Origin of the sequence: Vibrio sinaloensis, assembly GCF_000808535.1 — a bacterium.
GTDB lineage: Bacteria > Pseudomonadota > Gammaproteobacteria > Enterobacterales > Vibrionaceae > Vibrio > Vibrio sinaloensis_D.
In genome coordinates this window covers 1-16,808 of the sequence record NZ_JWLV01000019.1, presented here as the reverse complement: position 1 = coordinate 16,808, position 16,808 = coordinate 1, and the positions used below count along the sequence as shown (strand labels likewise).

Genomic DNA, 16,808 nt, shown 5'->3' with positions numbered 1-16,808 from the left:
TTTGTTAGCGGATTAACGTCAACATTGAGCTAAATGCGATAGATTTACTTATAGAAATATAAAACTGGTTGGGTATTGGGATGGATGATGTCATGAATGAGTCGCATGCAACTGTGCCTCAGCAGCAGGGCAGAAAAAGCAAATACGTTGTTTACGACTGGGCGATGAACCTTAAAACACAAGCCTTCTATTGCGATAACGAAGGGCAAACCTTGATGTTTGGCGAGGTGTATTCAACCTTCTCGGCGACACGTTTGATTCGCTTAGTCCCGCCAGGTCAAAGAAATAGAGTGAAGCGCGCGTTTCAAACCGCGTTGACGACTGGCGAGGATTGTTACCTCCATTGCTGCCTTGTTACACCCACATCACTGTTTACATTCGTTGAAATCTACATGTACAAAGCGGATGAACATCACCTGAAAGGCACGATCTCGCCTTGTTTGGTGATTTCGAATGCGCAAGAAGCATCAGAGATATTTTACGGCATTTTTGAAAATCAGCATCACGGTGTGGTAGTGACTGACTCGGATACGCGCATCCTTGCCTGTAATCACTATTTTGAAAAGATGACGGGGTATCTTCGCAACGAACTTGTCGGACTAAAAACCAACATCTTTAACTCTTCGAGTCATGATGACGAGCATTATCGGGCACTATGGGAATCATTAGGTTCAAAGGGGTATTGGAGTGGGGTACTGCTTTCACGCCATGCACAAGGTAAGGTGTTTCCCCAGAGCCTAACGATCCAGAAAATTGGCTTGGGGAGTGGGGAAGACTATTATATCGGCTTGAGTACAGATCTATCGTCTGATCTCGATCGATTAGAAGATACCCAGTCTGGCGGGGTTGATATCCTGACGCAATTACCGACGTCGGATCATTTTCTCGCCCAGCTGACCAAGCGATGTAAAGCGACGGACCGAGACAATACCTTACTGGTTCTCGCCATTCAGCCGCGCTTTGCTTCAAAGGGCACCAATGAGCAAAAAAAACGTTTTGCCGCTTATCTAAAAGAGAAAACCAGTGCGTTGTTTTCAGGGTATATGGACAGCGGACGCTTTCTAGCCTGTTTGCCTGTGGTGGTTGAACACCCAGAGCAACGGGTACGAGACATCGCCAAGACATTAACGACCTTTTTCCATTGTTTTAAGCATGCTACTAAGGATATTCATGAGGTCTTAAAGACTGGGCTGTTGGGCGTGTCGATCTATGGTGTGGATGCTGAGACGCCCAATCGGCTTGTGTCCCATGCTTGCCAAGCGATTCTCGAACTTCATTCAGGAGAAAATAGACGCATCGCGTTTTATGATCGCTCGATCCATTTGCAAATTGAGCGCAAGAAACGCCTTGAAGCGCATGTGCAAAAATCGATGCTGAACAAAAATGTAGAGGTCTACTTCCAACCCATAGTCAGCGTAAAGCAGCAGTGCGTAGAGAAATTTGAAGCGCTGTGCCGTTTCCCTCCTTTGGAGTCGGAGCCTGCGACTACCCAAGATTATATTCAAGTCGCTGAAGATATGGGCAAAATTTTCGAGCTAGATAATTTGGTCTGTGGGATGGCATTTGAACAATTCAAAGCCCTACAAAAGCGGCTTGGCGACACCTTGCAGTTGTCAGTCAATCGCTCATTGAATACCGATGTTGGCATTGCGGATGTGTTGAAGCATACCGCACTCGCGCTGGATGATGCGGGCTTATCCCCAGATTGCCTAAACATAGAATTCACCGAAAGCGCTTTTTTGGACAATTCAGACAACAGCCAGCAACTGATTCAAACGCTTCGCGATGCAGGGGTAAAAATTGCTGTTGATGATTTCGGCTCTGGATGTGCTTCGTTCCATTACTTAACCAAGAGTTTCTTTGATGTACTCAAGATTGATCGTCAGTTTATCTCCGGGTTAGAAAAAGGGACGCGGGAGTATCATATTGTCCATACGCTTGTGCATCTGGCGCATCAGCTCAATCTTGATGTGGTTGCCGAAGGGGTAGAGACAGAAAGTGAGCTGGCTTTGCTGACTGAACTTGGGGTGGACTACATTCAAGGTTACTTGTTTGCAAAACCAGAAAGCACGGAGCAAATCGTCGCCCACGAGCATTATTGCCAGTGGCCGAAAACCGCACCAAGTGCACCAGAACAAACTCTCATGAAGCTGGTCAGTAAAAATAGCCATCACCTTGACCCAGGAGATCCGTTATCCCTCGCGCATCAATATTTTAATGTGTCTCATGGCGATTACTTGGCTGTCGTTGACAATAAAAAATGTGTCGGTGTGCTGTCGCGATCAACCATGCATTTACATATGACACCAACGATGGGCACGGATCTCGAAACCAGCAAAGAGAAAAATTATTGGCATAAGAGTGTCAACCGAATGATGGCTCCCGGAGGAACGGTACTCGATTGGCATACGCCAGTAAAAGAGGTTCATCGACTCGTTACGCAAGGCACGCCTTTGCCTTGGATACTGACTGACGAGCTTGGGGTGTTCAAAGGGTTAGTGGAAGTGGCGACGGTATTGAGTTTCTGTGTAGAAGATTAAAGTTAAATTTATCAATTGTTATTCTAATGCTTAGGTGTAACTAAGACTCTTGTCCTAAAGTTAAGGATAGAGGGAGCTAATTTTAGGTGAGCAATGGATAATGCTTAGTGGGCCAAAGGTAACGGAATCTGACTTGAGTCGTGAAATAGGGGCGCCGCTCACTTCTATTGCTTGGACTTGGGACATTAAACATCACAAACTCGATGTTGACAGACAAGCGCTTGGTTTGCTTTTGCATTCACGTTTGCCCAATGTGTCAGGAAACGTAATACTGGCTTGCTTGGATTACAGCGATCAAACCAAATTTATTGACCTCATAAAAGAAGCATGTCGTTGTCAGCGGACGTTAAATTATGCCTGTTGTATGACGCTCGATGGTGACCAGTGTTGCTACGTCAATTTCTCTTTTAGTGCTGAGAGTACTTTGACGGTAAAAGGGCACATTACTCCTTTGCTCTATTTTTCCGTCTCTACTGCACTATTCAATGAGTTCTTCCAGCAGTTGTTTGAAAACCCGCATCATGGCGTTGTCTTACTCAATAGCAACAAGTCGATGCTTGCCTGCAACACCTATTTTCTCGATCACACTGGTTACAGCGCCAGAGAGTTGTTGATGAAGTCTGTTGATACACTCAACTCAGATAAGCATAGTGAAGAGTTCTACCAATCGATTTGGTCTGATGTAGACAGCAAAGGGTACTGGTCAGGTGTTGTCCTCATCAAGCAGGTCGATGGCAAAACCATACCCCAAGATCTGACTCTACAAAGAGTGACGTTTGCTGGTCAGCTGTTTTACCTTGGCTACTATCTGGATTTGTCGAAAAATCTATATCGCGTCGCAGACATTGAGCTCGGTGGCGTCGAGCTGTTAACTCAACTTCCTACCGAATCGCAATTTACCCACATGGTGGCGAAGCGTTGGATAAACGATAGCTCCGAGGCGATCAGTATGGTGGTGGCATTTGTCCCTCGTTTTGAGCAGAAGGACGATTTTGAACTCAAATCGACGCTTTCGGAACACCTGTCACGTAATCGCATCGCGCAGCAAGTGGGGTATATTGGTAACAACCATTTTGTGGCGTGTTTAGAGTGCCCGAAAACGGATTCTCCTGGCCAAGTGCGGATCATTCACCAAACCATTCGCCGTTTTTTCTCAACCCTGAATCAGTCAGCAGGCAAAGCAATCCACCGCGCGATCTTAAAAGGGAAAGTTGGCGTTTCAGTGCTCGGTCACGATACTTACAATCCCAAACTGTTGGTTAGTCATGCGGTGCAAGCCTTATTGGAGCAAAGCAATAACAGCCAAGGGCAGATTACGTTTTATCATGGTGCGATTCACAAAGAGGTATTGAGACGAAAAGAGCTTGAAGAATGGGCGGCCAAGCTGATTAAATCGCAAAGTGTTGAGGTGTATTACCAGCCGATTGTCGACGTAAGAACGTGGGACATTGTGAAGTTCGAAGCGCTAAGTCGATTTAAAGGGCCAAATGGGCAGATGCTCAACACGCAAGAGATGGTGACCATCGCAGAAGACCTCGATCTCGTGGCTGATTTGGATTGGTGCGCGGGGAAAAAGGCGCTCGAAGAGCTGACAGCAATACAAGAACGTTTTGGCGCCAAGCTAGGCGTGACAATCAACCGTTCACTCAACACCAAGCTAGACGTGGACGAAGTGCTGCAGAGCGCCGAATCATTGATTTATCAGTACGCAAAAACGCCGGAACTTGTCACCATCGAGCTTACCGAAAGTGCTTACTTCGATAGTGAATCTCGACAATCTGCATTGATTCGCAGCATTCGCCGTAAAGGGGTGAGCATCGCGATTGATGACTTCGGCACGGGCTACAGCTCATTCAGTTATTTAAGTGATTCGAACTTTGATTTGCTTAAGATTGATCGAGAATTTGTCACCGATATTAAAATGGGCTCGCATCAGTATTTCATCGTCAAGATGATCACAGAGCTGGCGCATACACTCGGCGTTAAAGTGGTGGCAGAAGGTGTGGAAACGCGGCATGAATTAGAGGTGTTGTGTGGACTAGGGGTGGATTTTATTCAAGGCTACTTCTTTTCTAAACCGCTGCCTCTCAATGAGTTAGAGAAGGCTTGGGGCTATTACGACAAGTTGGAAGACTTTCTTAGCCGCACGTCGAGTATGCGTAAAGTGGGTATTCTTAGCATTACCCAAACTCACATTCCTACTTTGGCGCCAAGAGATACCTTGGATCAGGCGTTGGCGATATTTGAGTCTGGTCGTTACAACATTCAAGTTGTGCCAATCATTGATGGACAGACTTGCTTGGGTATTGTCGGTCGCAAGGAGCTCAACTTCCACATTACGCCTACGTTAGGGACCAAGCTCGAAACGACCAAAGACATGACCATAGCGAAAAAGCGGTTAAACCAAGTGATGCAGCCAGAGGTACACAAGATCTCCTATCAGATGAAGTTGATAGAGATCTCCGATCTGATTCGAAGCGGGATCAAATTGCCTTGGATTGTTGAAAACGAGCTGGGTGAGTATCTCGGGATCGTTACGACGCAAGATGTCTTAAACTACTTTGCGAGCTTACGTTAACTGCCACGCTAACACCCAAGCGGTAAGTTTGCTATTATCCGCACCCATCACTTTCAAACAGAACATGACATCATGGTGCAGCAACTTTTGGCCGTGTCGGCTCCGATGCTTTTGGGCGCACAGCTTATTTTGACGTTAATCTTAATCAAAGGTGAAATTTGTCCCGGTCAACGTGGACGAATTCACAAAGTACTCCCAGCCCTCGCTGTGATGTGGCTTGCCGTTGCTTCGTTGAAGATAGAAGCAATGATGGTGGTATTTGCCATCGCCTATTTCTACTCCCAAGTACAAACCAAAAAGACCCGCGATCAGGGCCCTCTTTGGGTGATGTATCTAGCGAATGGTTTGGCGCTCTCTTATGTCGCTATCATGATCGCAGAGCAAGCGAGTCTCGCAGGGGGCATTAATGTTTTTGTCCAGATCGCGCTGCTTGGTGCATTGTTTGCGCATCTGTTGCTGACCGTCGCACGAACTCGACTTCAGGCGTTTCACCGAATTCTTCCCGTGTCGGGTGTCATTTCTGCGATGCTAATGACACTGGCTATTGCACTTAAAGCGGTATCTTTGGATGAGCAGGTGCTGATGAGTGTGCTGCAACCCTTGTTGATTGGCTTTGCACTCATGATTGCTGCGGTTGTTGTATGGTGCTGGCACATGTTGCTATCACGCGAAATCAGCAAGCCGCAACTAGGATTTGCACTTGCGGTGATGCTGCTGGCGGTGACATCCAACCAAGCATTGTTTGCACTTTAGACTGGGCTCACTTTAAATTTGCTCAATTGTGGCTAGGCTTGTTAGTAGGCGTACTAAGAAAGGAGCGTGGCTATGGATCTGAGCAATGTGAGCCGCTTTGATAGCGTCATTCTGCTAGGTATCGTTAATGAAAAGCTTCGGTTGGAATGCGGTAGCTTTGATGAGTTAGTCAGTATGTACGAAATGGACGTTGAGTCCGTGGTGGGAAAATTGGATGTGTTGGGCTACCAATATGATCCGCTCACCAACCAATTTAAGTCTTATTCCAGATAATCGACCACTTGATAGTTAAAAGGAGGCAACTGCCTCCTTTTTTATACGGTTTTTATCCCTTCCAAATGACTTTTTGATTGCTGGCGAGCGGTATTGAAAAAGGCTTGCAAGTAACGCTTATCCTTATCAGCATGTCGCGTTGCGGCAAATAATCTTCGCCATAGTCCTTCACCAAGCGGGATACTCGTAATCAATCCTTGACGAGAGAACTCGCTGATGGCCCAGTTGGGCAGTGCTGCAACCCCAAGGCCAGCCGAGACCATCTGGATCAGCATAAGCGTATTGTCAGACTGCTTCCAACGAGCGGGCTCAATGCCGGCTGGCTGAAGGAAATGCTTGACCACATCGAGACGACTTTTCTGAACTGGGTAAGAGAGCATGGTTTGATCGGCTAAGTCCTGAGGTTCAATGCGCGCACGGCTTGCCAGAGGGTGTGTGGTTGCCGTCACAAGTCGCATTTCAAAATCAAACAATGGCTCGTAGTGGACTTCTGAGCGTGGGGCAATGTCTGATGTAATCACTAGGTCCAGCTCTCCTCCAATCAGTGCTGGCAAAGGCTCGAACCCAAAACCGGATGAAAAGTCTAACGTAACACTTGGCCAAGCGACTTGATACTCCCTTAATGCGGGCATCAGCCATTGAAAACACGAATGGCACTCGATCGCCATGTGCAATCGTCCGTTCACATCTTCTTTCAGGCTGGCTAACTCGTTCTCTGCTTTGGCCAAACGGGGAAGCACATCGTCCGCGAGCCTAAGCAAAATCTCACCCTCGGAGGTGAATTTTACTGGCCGAGTTTTACGCAGAAACAAAGCGCCTCCAATCCGAGCCTCTAGATCCTTCAATTGGTGTGATAGGGCCGATTGAGTTAGGTGCAAAGCGGTGGCTGTGGCGGTCAATGATCCTGTATCACGCAATGTGGTTAACGTTTTTAAATGCTTGAGCTCTACCATGAGTTCCTTTCAAACTGAGTTATTCCGCATGAGTGTTTTTAACATACGTCGTTTAGAAAGAAGTGTAAACATCTAGACGTCTAAAATATTTGGTTTTATTCACTTCGCTTCAATGTTGTCGAGTCATCATGAACAAAACTAATAAACAAGTTGAATATTTGGAGATTGCTTCGTCTAGGGTTTAGCGCAATATTTTAGCCATCCAGACGCCTTTGGTGTGCTGAAAAATATAAACATTGTGAATGAAAAGAATGACAGGACGACGATTATGACAACAACGACTCACATCCTTGGCTATCCCCGTATTGGTGAAAAACGAGAGCTAAAATTTGCCCTAGAGAAATATTGGCGAGGCGAGATTGACCAAGCTCAATTGAAATCGGTCGGTTCAGATCTGCGCGTTAGCAACTGGCAAACTCAGCAACAAGCTGGCTTAGACTACGTGACGGCAGGCGATTTCGCTTGGTATGACCATGTTCTCACCACCACGTTATTGTTAGGTCACGTGCCTAAACGCCACCGTTCTGGTTTTCCTGATTTAGATACCTTGTTTAAGGTTGGCCGCGGACAATCTCAGGTGAGCTGCGGTTGCAGCGGCAGTGCGGCGTCTGATATGACCAAGTGGTTCAATACCAATTACCACTACATTGTGCCTGAGTTCAGCCAAGAAGATACCTTTGAGGTGAGTTGGCCTCAGCTGTTTGAAGAGGTGAATGAGGCGATTCAAGCTGGTCACAAAGTTAAACCTGTCCTACTAGGGCCGCTGAGTTACCTTTATTTGGGTAAAGAGGTGGAAGAGGGCTTTGATCGCTTGAGCTTGTTGCCACGTCTGTTAACCGCTTACCAAGCGATCTTGTCAAAGTTGGCCAACTTAGGCGTAGAGTGGGTCCAAATTGATGAGCCTATTTTATCTCTTGAGCTTGAAAAACCATGGCTCGACGCGTTTAAGCTGGCGTATCAAGTGATTCGAACAGACGTAAAAGTGCTACTGACAACCTATTTCGATTCTGTTCTTGATACGTTAGACAAAATTGTTGAGCTCAACGTTGACGGCTTACACATCGACCTGTCGGCATCCCCAGAACAGTTGCAGCTGGTGGCAAATAAATTACCTAAAGATTGGGTGTTGTCTGCGGGTGTGATCAATGGGCGTAACGTGTGGCGCGCAGACTTAAGCGCTCAGCTTGCATTGCTACAACCGGTTAAAGATAAACTGGGTGATAAACTATGGGTGGCGAGCTCTTGTTCTCTGCTACATAGCCCTGTTGATCTATCGCTTGAAACAGAACTTTCTGAGGAAGTGCGCAGTTGGTTTGCCTTCGCTAAGCAAAAAGTGACGGAAGTTGCGCTACTTGGCAAAGCGCTTGATGGCGATCAAGAGGCGATTCTGGCTTGCGATACTTATAGCGCCCCAATTCAAGCGCGTAAAACAGCGACTCACGTAAACAAACCTCAGGTACAGGCTCGCCTAAACGGAATTACTAAACAACTGACTGAGCGAACGGCCCCTTACCCAGAACGAGCAGCGCATCAGAGTGAAGTTTTAGGGCTGCCTTTGTTCCCAACAACGACCATTGGTTCATTCCCACAGACCAGTGAAATTCGAGTCCAACGCAGTGCGTTTCGCTCGGGTCAATTGTCGCAGCAAGAGTATGAAGTGGCACTAAAAGGGCACATCGAAGACGCCGTTAAACGCCAAGAGGCCCTTGACCTCGATGTCCTCGTGCACGGTGAAGCAGAGCGTAACGATATGGTTGAATACTTTGCCGAGAATTTGGCTGGCTTCCAAACCACTAAGTTCGGTTGGGTTCAAAGCTATGGTTCTCGCTGCGTGAAACCGGCTATCGTGGTGGCGGACATTGAACGTGAAAAACCGATTACCGTAGAGTGGTCGACCTACGCACAATCCCTTACCTCCAAGCAGATGAAAGGCATGTTGACTGGCCCGGTGACCATCTTATGTTGGACTTTCCCAAGAGAAGACATTTCTCGCAAACAGATCGCCGAACAACTTGCGCTGGCGCTACGTGATGAAGTCTCTGATTTGCAAGATGCGGGCATTAACATCATACAGATCGATGAGCCTGCGATTCGTGAAGGTTTACCGCTGAAAAAGCGCGATCACAAAGCGTATTTGGAGTGGGCGGTAGACGCATTTAAGATCTCTGCATCGAGCGCTAAGCCGGAAACACAAATCCATACGCACATGTGTTACTCGGAGTTCAATGAAATCATTGATTCAGTGGCCGCGTTAGATGCTGATGTGATTACCATTGAAACCTCTCGCTCAAACATGGAGCTGCTTAAAGCATTTGAAGAGTTCAACTACCCAAATGAAATCGGCCCTGGCGTTTATGATATCCATTCGCCAAATGTACCAACGCAAGAGTGGATAGAAGGATTGTTGACGACAGCGGCGGAGAAGATTCCTGCACAGAGGCTTTGGGTGAATCCAGATTGTGGTCTGAAAACCCGAAACTGGGAAGAGACGGAAGCCTCGTTAGCCAACATGGTGTCAGCTGCGAAGAAACTGCGTAAAGAATACGCATAAAGCGCGAAAGAGAAACGAAACAAGCCGATCACATGATCGGCTTGTTTTATATGGCAGTGGATGAATTTGTCGGCTGATTAAATTGCTTGGCCGTTCACCGTGACTTTAACGTCAATGTTACCACGAACCGCGTTTGAGTAAGGACAAACTTGGTGGGCGACTTTTGTCAGTTCAAGTGCTTGCTCTTGAGGTAAATCCAGCTCTGCCGCTAAACTCACCGTTAAAGCAAAGCCCCCTGTTTCATTAGGACCAATACCCACTTCAGCAGTGACTGGTGCGTTTTTTAGCGCAACTTTCGTTTCACGAGCGACATGTAGAATGGCGTTAGAGAAACACGCAGAGTAGCCCGCAGCAAATAACTGTTCTGGGTTGGTCGCCGCGCCACTGCCCCCCATCTCTTTAGGATAAGAAAGCGCTAAGTCGAGAAGTCCATCATCTGTTTTTACTTGGCCATTACGACCTGCGAATGCTGTGGCTTGAGTTTTGTATAGGGTAGTCATGGAGAGTTTCCTTATTGATTTAAGTTGTGTGCAATTTAATTGCTTGCAATTTTATATCGAAATCCATGTAGAATGCAACTATATTGTGCGCAATTTATGTTTTAGGTGACATTATGAGTGAATGCCAAACGCAACCAAGTTTGAGTGATGATGAGAAACTGCTGCTTGATAATCAGATCTGTTTTCCACTTTACAGTGCGGCAAATGCGGTGATTCGAGCTTATCGTCCTCTGCTTGATGAATTGGATCTGACTTACTCTCAGTACCTGGTGATGATGGTGCTGTGGGAGCAAGATGGCGCAAGTGTCAAAGATGTTGGTTCGCGCTTGCACCTTGATTCTGGAACATTGACTCCCTTGTTAAAGCGTTTGGAAAGCAAAGGCTACGTGCTAAGAGGGCGAAGCGAGACGGACGAAAGGGTAAGAGTGCTAAACCTCACCTCATCTGGGCAAACGCTCAAACAAACCGCAAAAGCCGTTCCGAATGCGATGAAGTGCAAAATTAACTTAGAGCTTGAAGAACTTATCTCGTTGAAGACGCTGTGTGAAAAAGTACTGAGCAAGCTAGGTTAATTACCCCACCAAGCCGATGGGGTGATAAGTGTCTATTGTTGGCGAGTGCCAATGCGCTTGATTCAACTAAAGCCCATTTGTCATTTGTTGCGTGAACTCATCAGCCGGAACCGCTTTACCATACAAAAATCCTTGAGCGTAGTTGCATTCTTCGGTTCGAATAAAGTCTTCCTGATAGCGCTCTTCAACTCCTTCGGCTATCACCATCATATTGAGCTTGTGTGCCATGGCGATAATGGCTCTTGTCAGCTCACGGTTGTGTTGATTGTGCTCTAACTGATTAATAAAGCTGCGATCAATTTTTAACGTATCAAACGCGTATTTTTGCAGATAACTGAGTGAAGAGTATCCGGTACCAAAGTCATCAAGAGAAATGCTGACGCCGAATTGTCGCAACTGAGCAAGGACATTTTGCGCATACTCTTCATCTTGCAACAGAATACCTTCCGTTAGTTCTAGTTCAATGCACTTCGCGGGCAGTTGGTAAAGATCAATAATGTCTTGTAAGTGTTGGACGAAGTGCTGCTCTTGGAATTGGATTGGTGAGATGTTGATCGCCATTTTAAACGAGTGTGGGGATGCGCGATGCCACTCTGCAGCTTGCTTCAGCGCTTGATGCAAAACAAAGTAGCCGATTTCTATTATTTGGCCGTTGCTTTCCGCGAGAGGGATAAAACGGTCTGGCGACACTTGCCCCAGTATTGGATTGTTCCATCGTAATAGCGCTTCAGCACCAATGATCTTTCCCCCTTGTTTGAGGCAAATGATTGGCTGGAAATGAACCTCGAGTTCGTTGTTCTCCAGCGCTTTAGAAAGGTGTGATTCTAGTAGTAAGCGCTCTTCGGCGGCTTTTTGTGCTGCCGCATTAAAGTAAGCAACCTGCAAACCTTCGTTTTTACCTTCACTCATTGCTGAGCAGGCTCGCTGAATAAGGCTAAATGAGTCTGTTGCATCCATTGGGAAGACGGCAATACCCAAGTTACATTGCAAATTGATACTCATACCGTTGACATTAAAAGGCTGAGTGCACGCATTGGTAATTCGTTCTATGGCTTTTTCTTGCAGCTCTGGCGTACGCAGGTGCTGGGCGGCGAGAACAAAATCTGAGCCAACAATTCTGGCCAGTTTCCACTTTTTGGGCAGCTTGTGGCAGATCCGCTGGCTCAGTGACGACAAAATCTGATCACCAAACATGTAGCCATAGCTTGCGTTTACAAACTTAAAGTTTCTCAAACTGAAATAAATCAGGGTAATTTGTTCATCGTCTTCTAGAGAGGCCATCTGTTTGGCGAGATCGTCAGCCAGTGTGATTCGATTGGGGAGTTTAGTGAGCGGGTCGTAGTGAAGATGAAAATCCAAGTGGCTTTCCGCCGCAGTGCGCTGCTCAATTTCTTTGAGTAAGCGGCTGCTGAGATCGGCAAGTGTCTTGGTTCTTTCTGCGACTTTGTTTTCTAACTCCTGATTGAGTAGGGCAAGCTCTTCTTTACGGTAAAGAGTTTCTAGCTGGCCTTCGATGGCTGTTTGAAAGCGACCAAGCAGCGACATCGCATCTTCATCAAAGTAGCGCTCTTGGCTGTCGAGCATGCAGATGGTGCCAAAAGGGGTGTCATCAGGCCAAAACACAGGCAGTCCGCAGTAACAAATCATACCCAGCTTGATGTCTGGATTACTATCCCATTCTGGGTCGTTGAGCGCATTGGGTACGTTCAGCATACGCCGCTCGCTAATCACGGTTTCACAATATAGACCATGGCCAAGTGAGTCTTTGGCATTGGGTGCGTAAGGGTTGTTTGCGCTTCGACTGCTAGAAAATACCTCAATGTCATTTTTGTGAATACGCATGACTAGCGCGGCAGGGCATTGCGTCATCTTGGCAACCAAATCAACAATTTCTTGCCAGCTATTGAGTACAGAATCCGGAACGACTAATTGAGAGGTATCTATGTCTGCCATGACGCTTATCCTTTGCCTGATAGTGACGGAGTTCACTCAGCGATGAGTTGAGTCGCTTTGCTTTTTAGTATAGGTGATATGAATTCATAATTGCTGTGAATGCTTTAACGTTCAAAGCTTATTTTTATAGGAATTCAAACTCATAAAGCGCGAATCAATCACTCAATATGTGGGTAACGGTTCAGCTTACAGCTATGCTCAATTGAAGAAATTGTTGGTTGTAATTTGAAGTAAGCTGAATGACCGGGAGTTGGGCTACTCAATCGGACTCTGGACGCGATTGTCTCCACCGCTGAAGGCGATCACTTGGCTAATATGAGTCAGACTGCGGCCACTCTCTTTCTGCCAATGAGCAAAGGCTTTGTTGACAGAGTCTAGTGAGCGTTTGGTGTCTCTGCCGCCTTCAATCACTTGGTAACTGCGTAGGTATGCCTCAACATCCTTAGACAAGATAAAGGTATCCACGCCCAATTGCCTAAGACTGTAAGGCCCTGTGTTTCCGCCCAGTCGCTGTCCCTGTTTTTTTAAGTAGGACCATAGACCGGTGATGTCATCATCTGGCCAGTTGGCGACCATCTGACCAAAGCTGCCATGTTTCAGTGAAGCTTCATAGATCATTTGCGCGTTGGCGCGTATCGATTTGACTTTGGTATGGTGGCGGATAATTCGGGTATCGGCTGCTTTGTCGTCCCACTGCTCGTCTGACATCATCAGCAAGGGTTCTATTTTGAAACCAAAAAACACCTCTTCAAACTGAGGCCATTTGTTACGTACCACTTTCCACGATATGCCACTTTGAAAGACCTTCATACTAAACGCAGACAGCCAGCGGTCATTAGGGATTGACGCAATTGCTTCCTTGCTTAATGGCGTCGCAAGTATGGATTCAAGCTGTTTGACGCCGCCTTTTCGCTTGGCGGCGCGTTGATAGATGTCGGCAAATTTCTCTAAAGCCAATGTGATGACTCCTTGTAATGTTTATCTTTCTTCCCGTCTTAACCGAGTCAAGACACGAATTAACGACTCAATGACATTCTAAAGCGTGGCAAACATAAAGTCAGTGACCTAAACGTAAGGAGTAAAAAGATGAAGAAAACCTGTTTTGCGTTGTGCTTTGTTGCACTGCTTGCTGGCTGCCAGATCACTAGCGTGGAAGGCGAGTACAGAGATGTGGAAGTCAGACTTAAAAATAAAGAGTCTTCGACAAGTGGTGATCGTTTCTGTCCGCCTGGGCAAGCGAAAAAGGGCAATTGCTAGATTAAAAAGGCCAGCGTGATGCTGGCCTTGTTGATTGGTTTGGTTGCTACAGGGTCAGTAAGTAGTTAACCAGTTGGTTGTACTCTTCAAAAGAACGGATTTGGTCCGCTTTGACGATGTATTTGTCGTTTACCACAACGCCAGGAACGCCGGTTAAGGTGCTCTGCTTAAATTGCTTATCAAAGCTTCTCTGCATAGAGCTTACGACAAAGCTGTTGTACGCAGAGTCAAACTTTGCGCCATCGATACCGTTGTCGATAAAGACTTGGCGCAACTGCGCTTCATCTTTTGGTGCGCTGCGCAGGTCATGAATTTGCTTAAACATCGCTGGCACCATCGTCTTCTCTGCATTCAATGCCACCATGGTCGCGTATGACTTTGCCATTGGAACGGCCATGTTGCCTCCCATAAAAGCGACGTGCACTTTTTCAAATGTGGCACCATCTGGCAGTGAGGCTTTTAGGTTTTCAATCACAGGTTCAAACTTGTAACAGTGGGGGCAGTAGAACGAAAAATACTCAGTGACTTTCGGCTTGGAAGCCTTCTCTCCGGATAAAACCGTGTAGTGTGTCCCTTCTTCAAATTGTGCCGCGTGTACATTTAGCGCGAGCAATAGCGTAGAAAATAGTGCAAATAACGTCTTCATTGCATAATCCTAAATTAAGTGAATCAAATAGTGCTGCAGCATCAGGCCGCAGGGTGTTTGCGAAATTTAGGACGTAATAATAGGAGGGCGAAACAATGTTTGAATTCGTGTTATCGCTTTTTGATTATCATCTTGGCCAATAAGGGCGAGTGATGAAAGTGGTAAAGAATGGGTACTAATGCAGTGGGCGCAAGGCATTTTAAGCAAGCAAATAGACGCGCAACATTGATGGTTGCTGGCGCTAGTAGGTTCGTGCTGAGTACACTCCAAGTTATGTATTGGCGCAATCACACTTAGCAGGTTACCAGCATGAGGGTTAAGCGGCCAATGATGTTCCTCAGCTTGCACACTCACCGCTACGCAGGTAAAAAACAGCGCAAATACGGCTAAAAAGGTAATACAAAACTGGCGTTGAACTGGCAATAACCCATCCTCAAAATACATCGCCGCTAGCTTAACTGATTTAAAACTAAATAAAAACGTTCTGTTAACCGTTATTTGTTGCATCCGTTTTTACCGCGCGATGTTCCTTGCGATATTGACTCGGTGACATGCCGCTGACGCGCGAAAACTCTCGGTTGAAATTTGATTTAGTCTGAAAGCCACTGCTGAGTGATATCTGGGTGATGCTGTCTTTGGTTTCTACCAGCGCCTATCTGTTGGTGAAATATTCGGGGCCCCGAACCTGATCATTTAGTCCTTGGGAGGCGAAAACAGTACGCTGAGTCTTTGCTTAACAGGGAGTGGTTTGCCAAATGCGGCAGACCACATCTCTCGCCATTCATGAAAGGTGACGGTAATTGGGTTAAAACTGTGGATCGGTTTGGTAATACCATAGCGTACTGGTTCGACTTCAGGCTCAAAGGTGCCAAACAGTTTGTCCCAGATGATCAATACACCAGCGTAGTTCTTGTCGATGTATTGTGGGTTGGTACCGTGATGAACACGATGGTGAGAAGGCGTGTTAAAGATGAACTCAAGCGGCCCCAAGGTTCTAATCCACTGGGTATGGACGAAAAACTGCAATCCAAGGTTGAGTAATACAACGAAGATGACCCACTTTGGCTCGAAACCGATGATTACAAGCGGCACCCAAAACAGCCACATTCCCGCGAGCGGGTACATCAAACTTTGGCGAAATGCGGTACTGAAGTTCATGTTCTCAGAGCTATGGTGGGCGACATGGGCTGCCCACATCCAGCGAACTCGATGGCTTGCTCGATGAAACCAGTAGTAGCAAAAATCTTGCAATATCATTAGTGCGAGGAAGCTAAGCGCCGTCATCGAAATATCAAACAAGCGCCAATCAAATAACCAAAGATATAGATTGGCGATAACTAATCCGGTAAGCAGATCGGCTATTTGGTGCATTCCTGCCAACGTAAAGTTACATAGTGTTTCTGGTAATGAATAGCGTGAGTTTTCTGGCAGTTTTTGCCTGCGTTGCCCCAGCCAATATTCTGCAAGCATACAAAGAACAAATATAGGTGCGAGAACGATCAACAGCCATTCTGGGTGATTGACTAAACTATCGACTGTCATTTTTACTTCCTCCTACCAACGCGCAAAATGGTCTTCCGTTAGCCCCAACACGTTATCGAGTGTATGAACTTGACCACTGTTATCTGTAAGTGTGCCTGAAAAGTGACCGATGAACTGACGAAAGTTACTTTTGAGCAGCCAAAGGTTTAGCTTCTCACTGCGTTTGTTTTTCGGCGTAAATAGCAGATCGACTTCTCCTGATTCTGAAAATAGTCGCCAATCACCGTGAGGAGACGTTCGTTGAAACTCAAAGTGGACTGGACCGAGTAAGTGTCGTTGACCGTTGACCCACATAGCGTTTTCGCAGCTGCCGGTTTCGTTAACACCCGCCGCGAGGTTTAGGCCCAGCGTAGCGCCAGCAATTTGTGTGCTGATGCTAGCCCAGCGCCAACTCGTTTCTCGGCGCATATAACCCGCCGAAAAATCATAACCCGCTAAGGCACCATCAAGCTTAATTGGCAATCCGTTGATAGTGAGCTCTCCTGTCACACTCAGGGCATTGTGTTTCGCAGTATACGTCCAACCTGAATAGCCTGTTGGCGTGCACATTGACAGTGGCTTGCTGTCTGGTGGGGCGGTTAAAGAGAGGCGGGCTTGAATGGCAGAAGTGTTGATCGAAACCTGCCAACTGGCGTCAAGAATGTGAAATTGGATTCGCTTTCCGGCAATCCAACTGGTGCCTTTGTACGG

The 16,808-nt window shown here is 46.7% G+C and carries 14 protein-coding genes and 1 pseudogene; 7 read left to right on the top strand and 8 right to left on the bottom strand.

What is annotated here, in order from left to right:
- The first annotated feature begins 92 nt into the window (after nucleotides 1-92).
- From RJ47_RS12125 to RJ47_RS12110, 4 genes are all read left to right on the top strand, one after another.
- Nucleotides 93-2,540 (top strand): EAL domain-containing protein, encoded by a 2,448-nt coding sequence (locus RJ47_RS12125; protein ID WP_082016338.1) that lies wholly within the window; start codon nucleotides 93-95, stop codon nucleotides 2,538-2,540.
- A 100-nt stretch (nucleotides 2,541-2,640) separates the two neighbouring features.
- Nucleotides 2,641-5,118 carry an EAL domain-containing protein gene (locus RJ47_RS12120; RefSeq protein ID WP_039484079.1) on the top strand — a complete coding sequence of 826 codons (2,478 nt, stop codon included), beginning with the start codon at nucleotides 2,641-2,643 and terminating at the stop codon, nucleotides 5,116-5,118.
- Nucleotides 5,119-5,190: 72 nt separating this feature from the next.
- A complete protein-coding gene (locus tag RJ47_RS12115) occupies nucleotides 5,191-5,871 on the top strand; it encodes a hypothetical protein (protein ID WP_038191119.1) in 681 nt (226 codons plus the stop codon).
- Between the two features lie 72 nt (nucleotides 5,872-5,943).
- Nucleotides 5,944-6,144, top strand: coding sequence for a DUF4250 domain-containing protein (locus RJ47_RS12110; protein ID WP_005474111.1), 201 nt, complete (start codon nucleotides 5,944-5,946; stop codon nucleotides 6,142-6,144).
- Between the two features lie 41 nt (nucleotides 6,145-6,185).
- Here the strand turns inward: RJ47_RS12110 and metR are convergent, their stop codons facing one another.
- Complete coding sequence (gene metR / locus RJ47_RS12105) at nucleotides 6,186-7,097, bottom strand: HTH-type transcriptional regulator MetR (protein WP_005474037.1); 912 nt, start codon at nucleotides 7,095-7,097, stop codon at nucleotides 6,186-6,188.
- Between the two features lie 268 nt (nucleotides 7,098-7,365).
- Between metR and metE the strand changes: the two genes are divergently transcribed.
- Nucleotides 7,366-9,648: a 5-methyltetrahydropteroyltriglutamate--homocysteine S-methyltransferase gene (metE, locus tag RJ47_RS12100; RefSeq protein WP_039484075.1), complete on the top strand. Its 2,283-nt coding sequence runs from the start codon at nucleotides 7,366-7,368 to the stop codon at nucleotides 9,646-9,648.
- A 77-nt stretch (nucleotides 9,649-9,725) separates the two neighbouring features.
- Here the strand turns inward: metE and RJ47_RS12095 are convergent, their stop codons facing one another.
- Nucleotides 9,726-10,148, bottom strand: a complete 423-nt coding sequence (locus RJ47_RS12095; protein WP_039484073.1) for an organic hydroperoxide resistance protein — start codon at nucleotides 10,146-10,148, stop codon at nucleotides 9,726-9,728.
- 113 nt (nucleotides 10,149-10,261) lie between these two features.
- On the opposite strand from RJ47_RS12095, the gene RJ47_RS12090 reads away from it, so the two are divergent.
- Nucleotides 10,262-10,720: a MarR family winged helix-turn-helix transcriptional regulator gene (locus RJ47_RS12090; protein WP_038134254.1), complete on the top strand. Its 459-nt coding sequence runs from the start codon at nucleotides 10,262-10,264 to the stop codon at nucleotides 10,718-10,720.
- Between the two features lie 66 nt (nucleotides 10,721-10,786).
- Here RJ47_RS12090 and RJ47_RS12085 read toward each other — a convergent pair whose 3' ends face one another.
- Nucleotides 10,787-12,673, bottom strand: coding sequence for a sensor domain-containing phosphodiesterase (locus RJ47_RS12085; RefSeq protein WP_052237947.1), 1,887 nt, complete (start codon nucleotides 12,671-12,673; stop codon nucleotides 10,787-10,789).
- 255 nt (nucleotides 12,674-12,928) lie between these two features.
- Nucleotides 12,929-13,630 (bottom strand): DNA-3-methyladenine glycosylase I, encoded by a 702-nt coding sequence (locus RJ47_RS12080; protein WP_039484069.1) that lies wholly within the window; start codon nucleotides 13,628-13,630, stop codon nucleotides 12,929-12,931.
- A 129-nt stretch (nucleotides 13,631-13,759) separates the two neighbouring features.
- Here RJ47_RS12080 and RJ47_RS21430 point away from each other — a divergent pair, with 129 nt between their 5' ends.
- Nucleotides 13,760-13,930, top strand: coding sequence for a membrane lipoprotein lipid attachment site-containing protein (locus RJ47_RS21430; protein WP_197058138.1), 171 nt, complete (start codon nucleotides 13,760-13,762; stop codon nucleotides 13,928-13,930).
- A 46-nt stretch (nucleotides 13,931-13,976) separates the two neighbouring features.
- Here the strand turns inward: RJ47_RS21430 and RJ47_RS12075 are convergent, their stop codons facing one another.
- The 4 genes and pseudogenes from RJ47_RS12075 to RJ47_RS12060 form a co-directional block, all read right to left on the bottom strand.
- Nucleotides 13,977-14,576 (bottom strand): thiol:disulfide interchange protein DsbA/DsbL, encoded by a 600-nt coding sequence (locus RJ47_RS12075; protein ID WP_039484067.1) that lies wholly within the window; start codon nucleotides 14,574-14,576, stop codon nucleotides 13,977-13,979.
- Between the two features lie 487 nt (nucleotides 14,577-15,063).
- Nucleotides 15,064-15,228, bottom strand: a pseudogene (locus RJ47_RS20860) (helix-turn-helix domain-containing protein); the annotation flags it as partial.
- A 41-nt stretch (nucleotides 15,229-15,269) separates the two neighbouring features.
- Nucleotides 15,270-16,118, bottom strand: coding sequence for a sterol desaturase family protein (locus tag RJ47_RS12065; RefSeq protein WP_039484065.1), 849 nt, complete (start codon nucleotides 16,116-16,118; stop codon nucleotides 15,270-15,272).
- 12 nt (nucleotides 16,119-16,130) lie between these two features.
- On the bottom strand, nucleotides 16,131-16,808 hold a 678-nt coding region (locus RJ47_RS12060), incomplete at its 5' end, for a DUF2804 domain-containing protein (RefSeq protein ID WP_039484062.1).

Coding starts and splice junctions, on each gene's coding strand:
- RJ47_RS12110 (WP_005474111.1), top strand. CDS start 5,944: ATGGATCTGAGCAATGTGAGCCGCTTTGATAGCGTCATTCTGCTAGGT.
- RJ47_RS12125 (WP_082016338.1), top strand. CDS start 93: ATGAATGAGTCGCATGCAACTGTGCCTCAGCAGCAGGGCAGAAAAAGC.
- RJ47_RS12120 (WP_039484079.1), top strand. CDS start 2,641: ATGCTTAGTGGGCCAAAGGTAACGGAATCTGACTTGAGTCGTGAAATA.
- RJ47_RS21430 (WP_197058138.1), top strand. CDS start 13,760: ATGAAGAAAACCTGTTTTGCGTTGTGCTTTGTTGCACTGCTTGCTGGC.
- RJ47_RS12090 (WP_038134254.1), top strand. CDS start 10,262: ATGAGTGAATGCCAAACGCAACCAAGTTTGAGTGATGATGAGAAACTG.
- RJ47_RS12085 (WP_052237947.1), bottom strand. CDS start 12,673: ATGGCAGACATAGATACCTCTCAATTAGTCGTTCCGGATTCTGTACTC.
- RJ47_RS12065 (WP_039484065.1), bottom strand. CDS start 16,118: ATGACAGTCGATAGTTTAGTCAATCACCCAGAATGGCTGTTGATCGTT.
- RJ47_RS12075 (WP_039484067.1), bottom strand. CDS start 14,576: ATGAAGACGTTATTTGCACTATTTTCTACGCTATTGCTCGCGCTAAAT.
- metE (WP_039484075.1), top strand. CDS start 7,366: ATGACAACAACGACTCACATCCTTGGCTATCCCCGTATTGGTGAAAAA.
- RJ47_RS12095 (WP_039484073.1), bottom strand. CDS start 10,148: ATGACTACCCTATACAAAACTCAAGCCACAGCATTCGCAGGTCGTAAT.
- metR (WP_005474037.1), bottom strand. CDS start 7,097: ATGGTAGAGCTCAAGCATTTAAAAACGTTAACCACATTGCGTGATACA.
- RJ47_RS12115 (WP_038191119.1), top strand. CDS start 5,191: ATGGTGCAGCAACTTTTGGCCGTGTCGGCTCCGATGCTTTTGGGCGCA.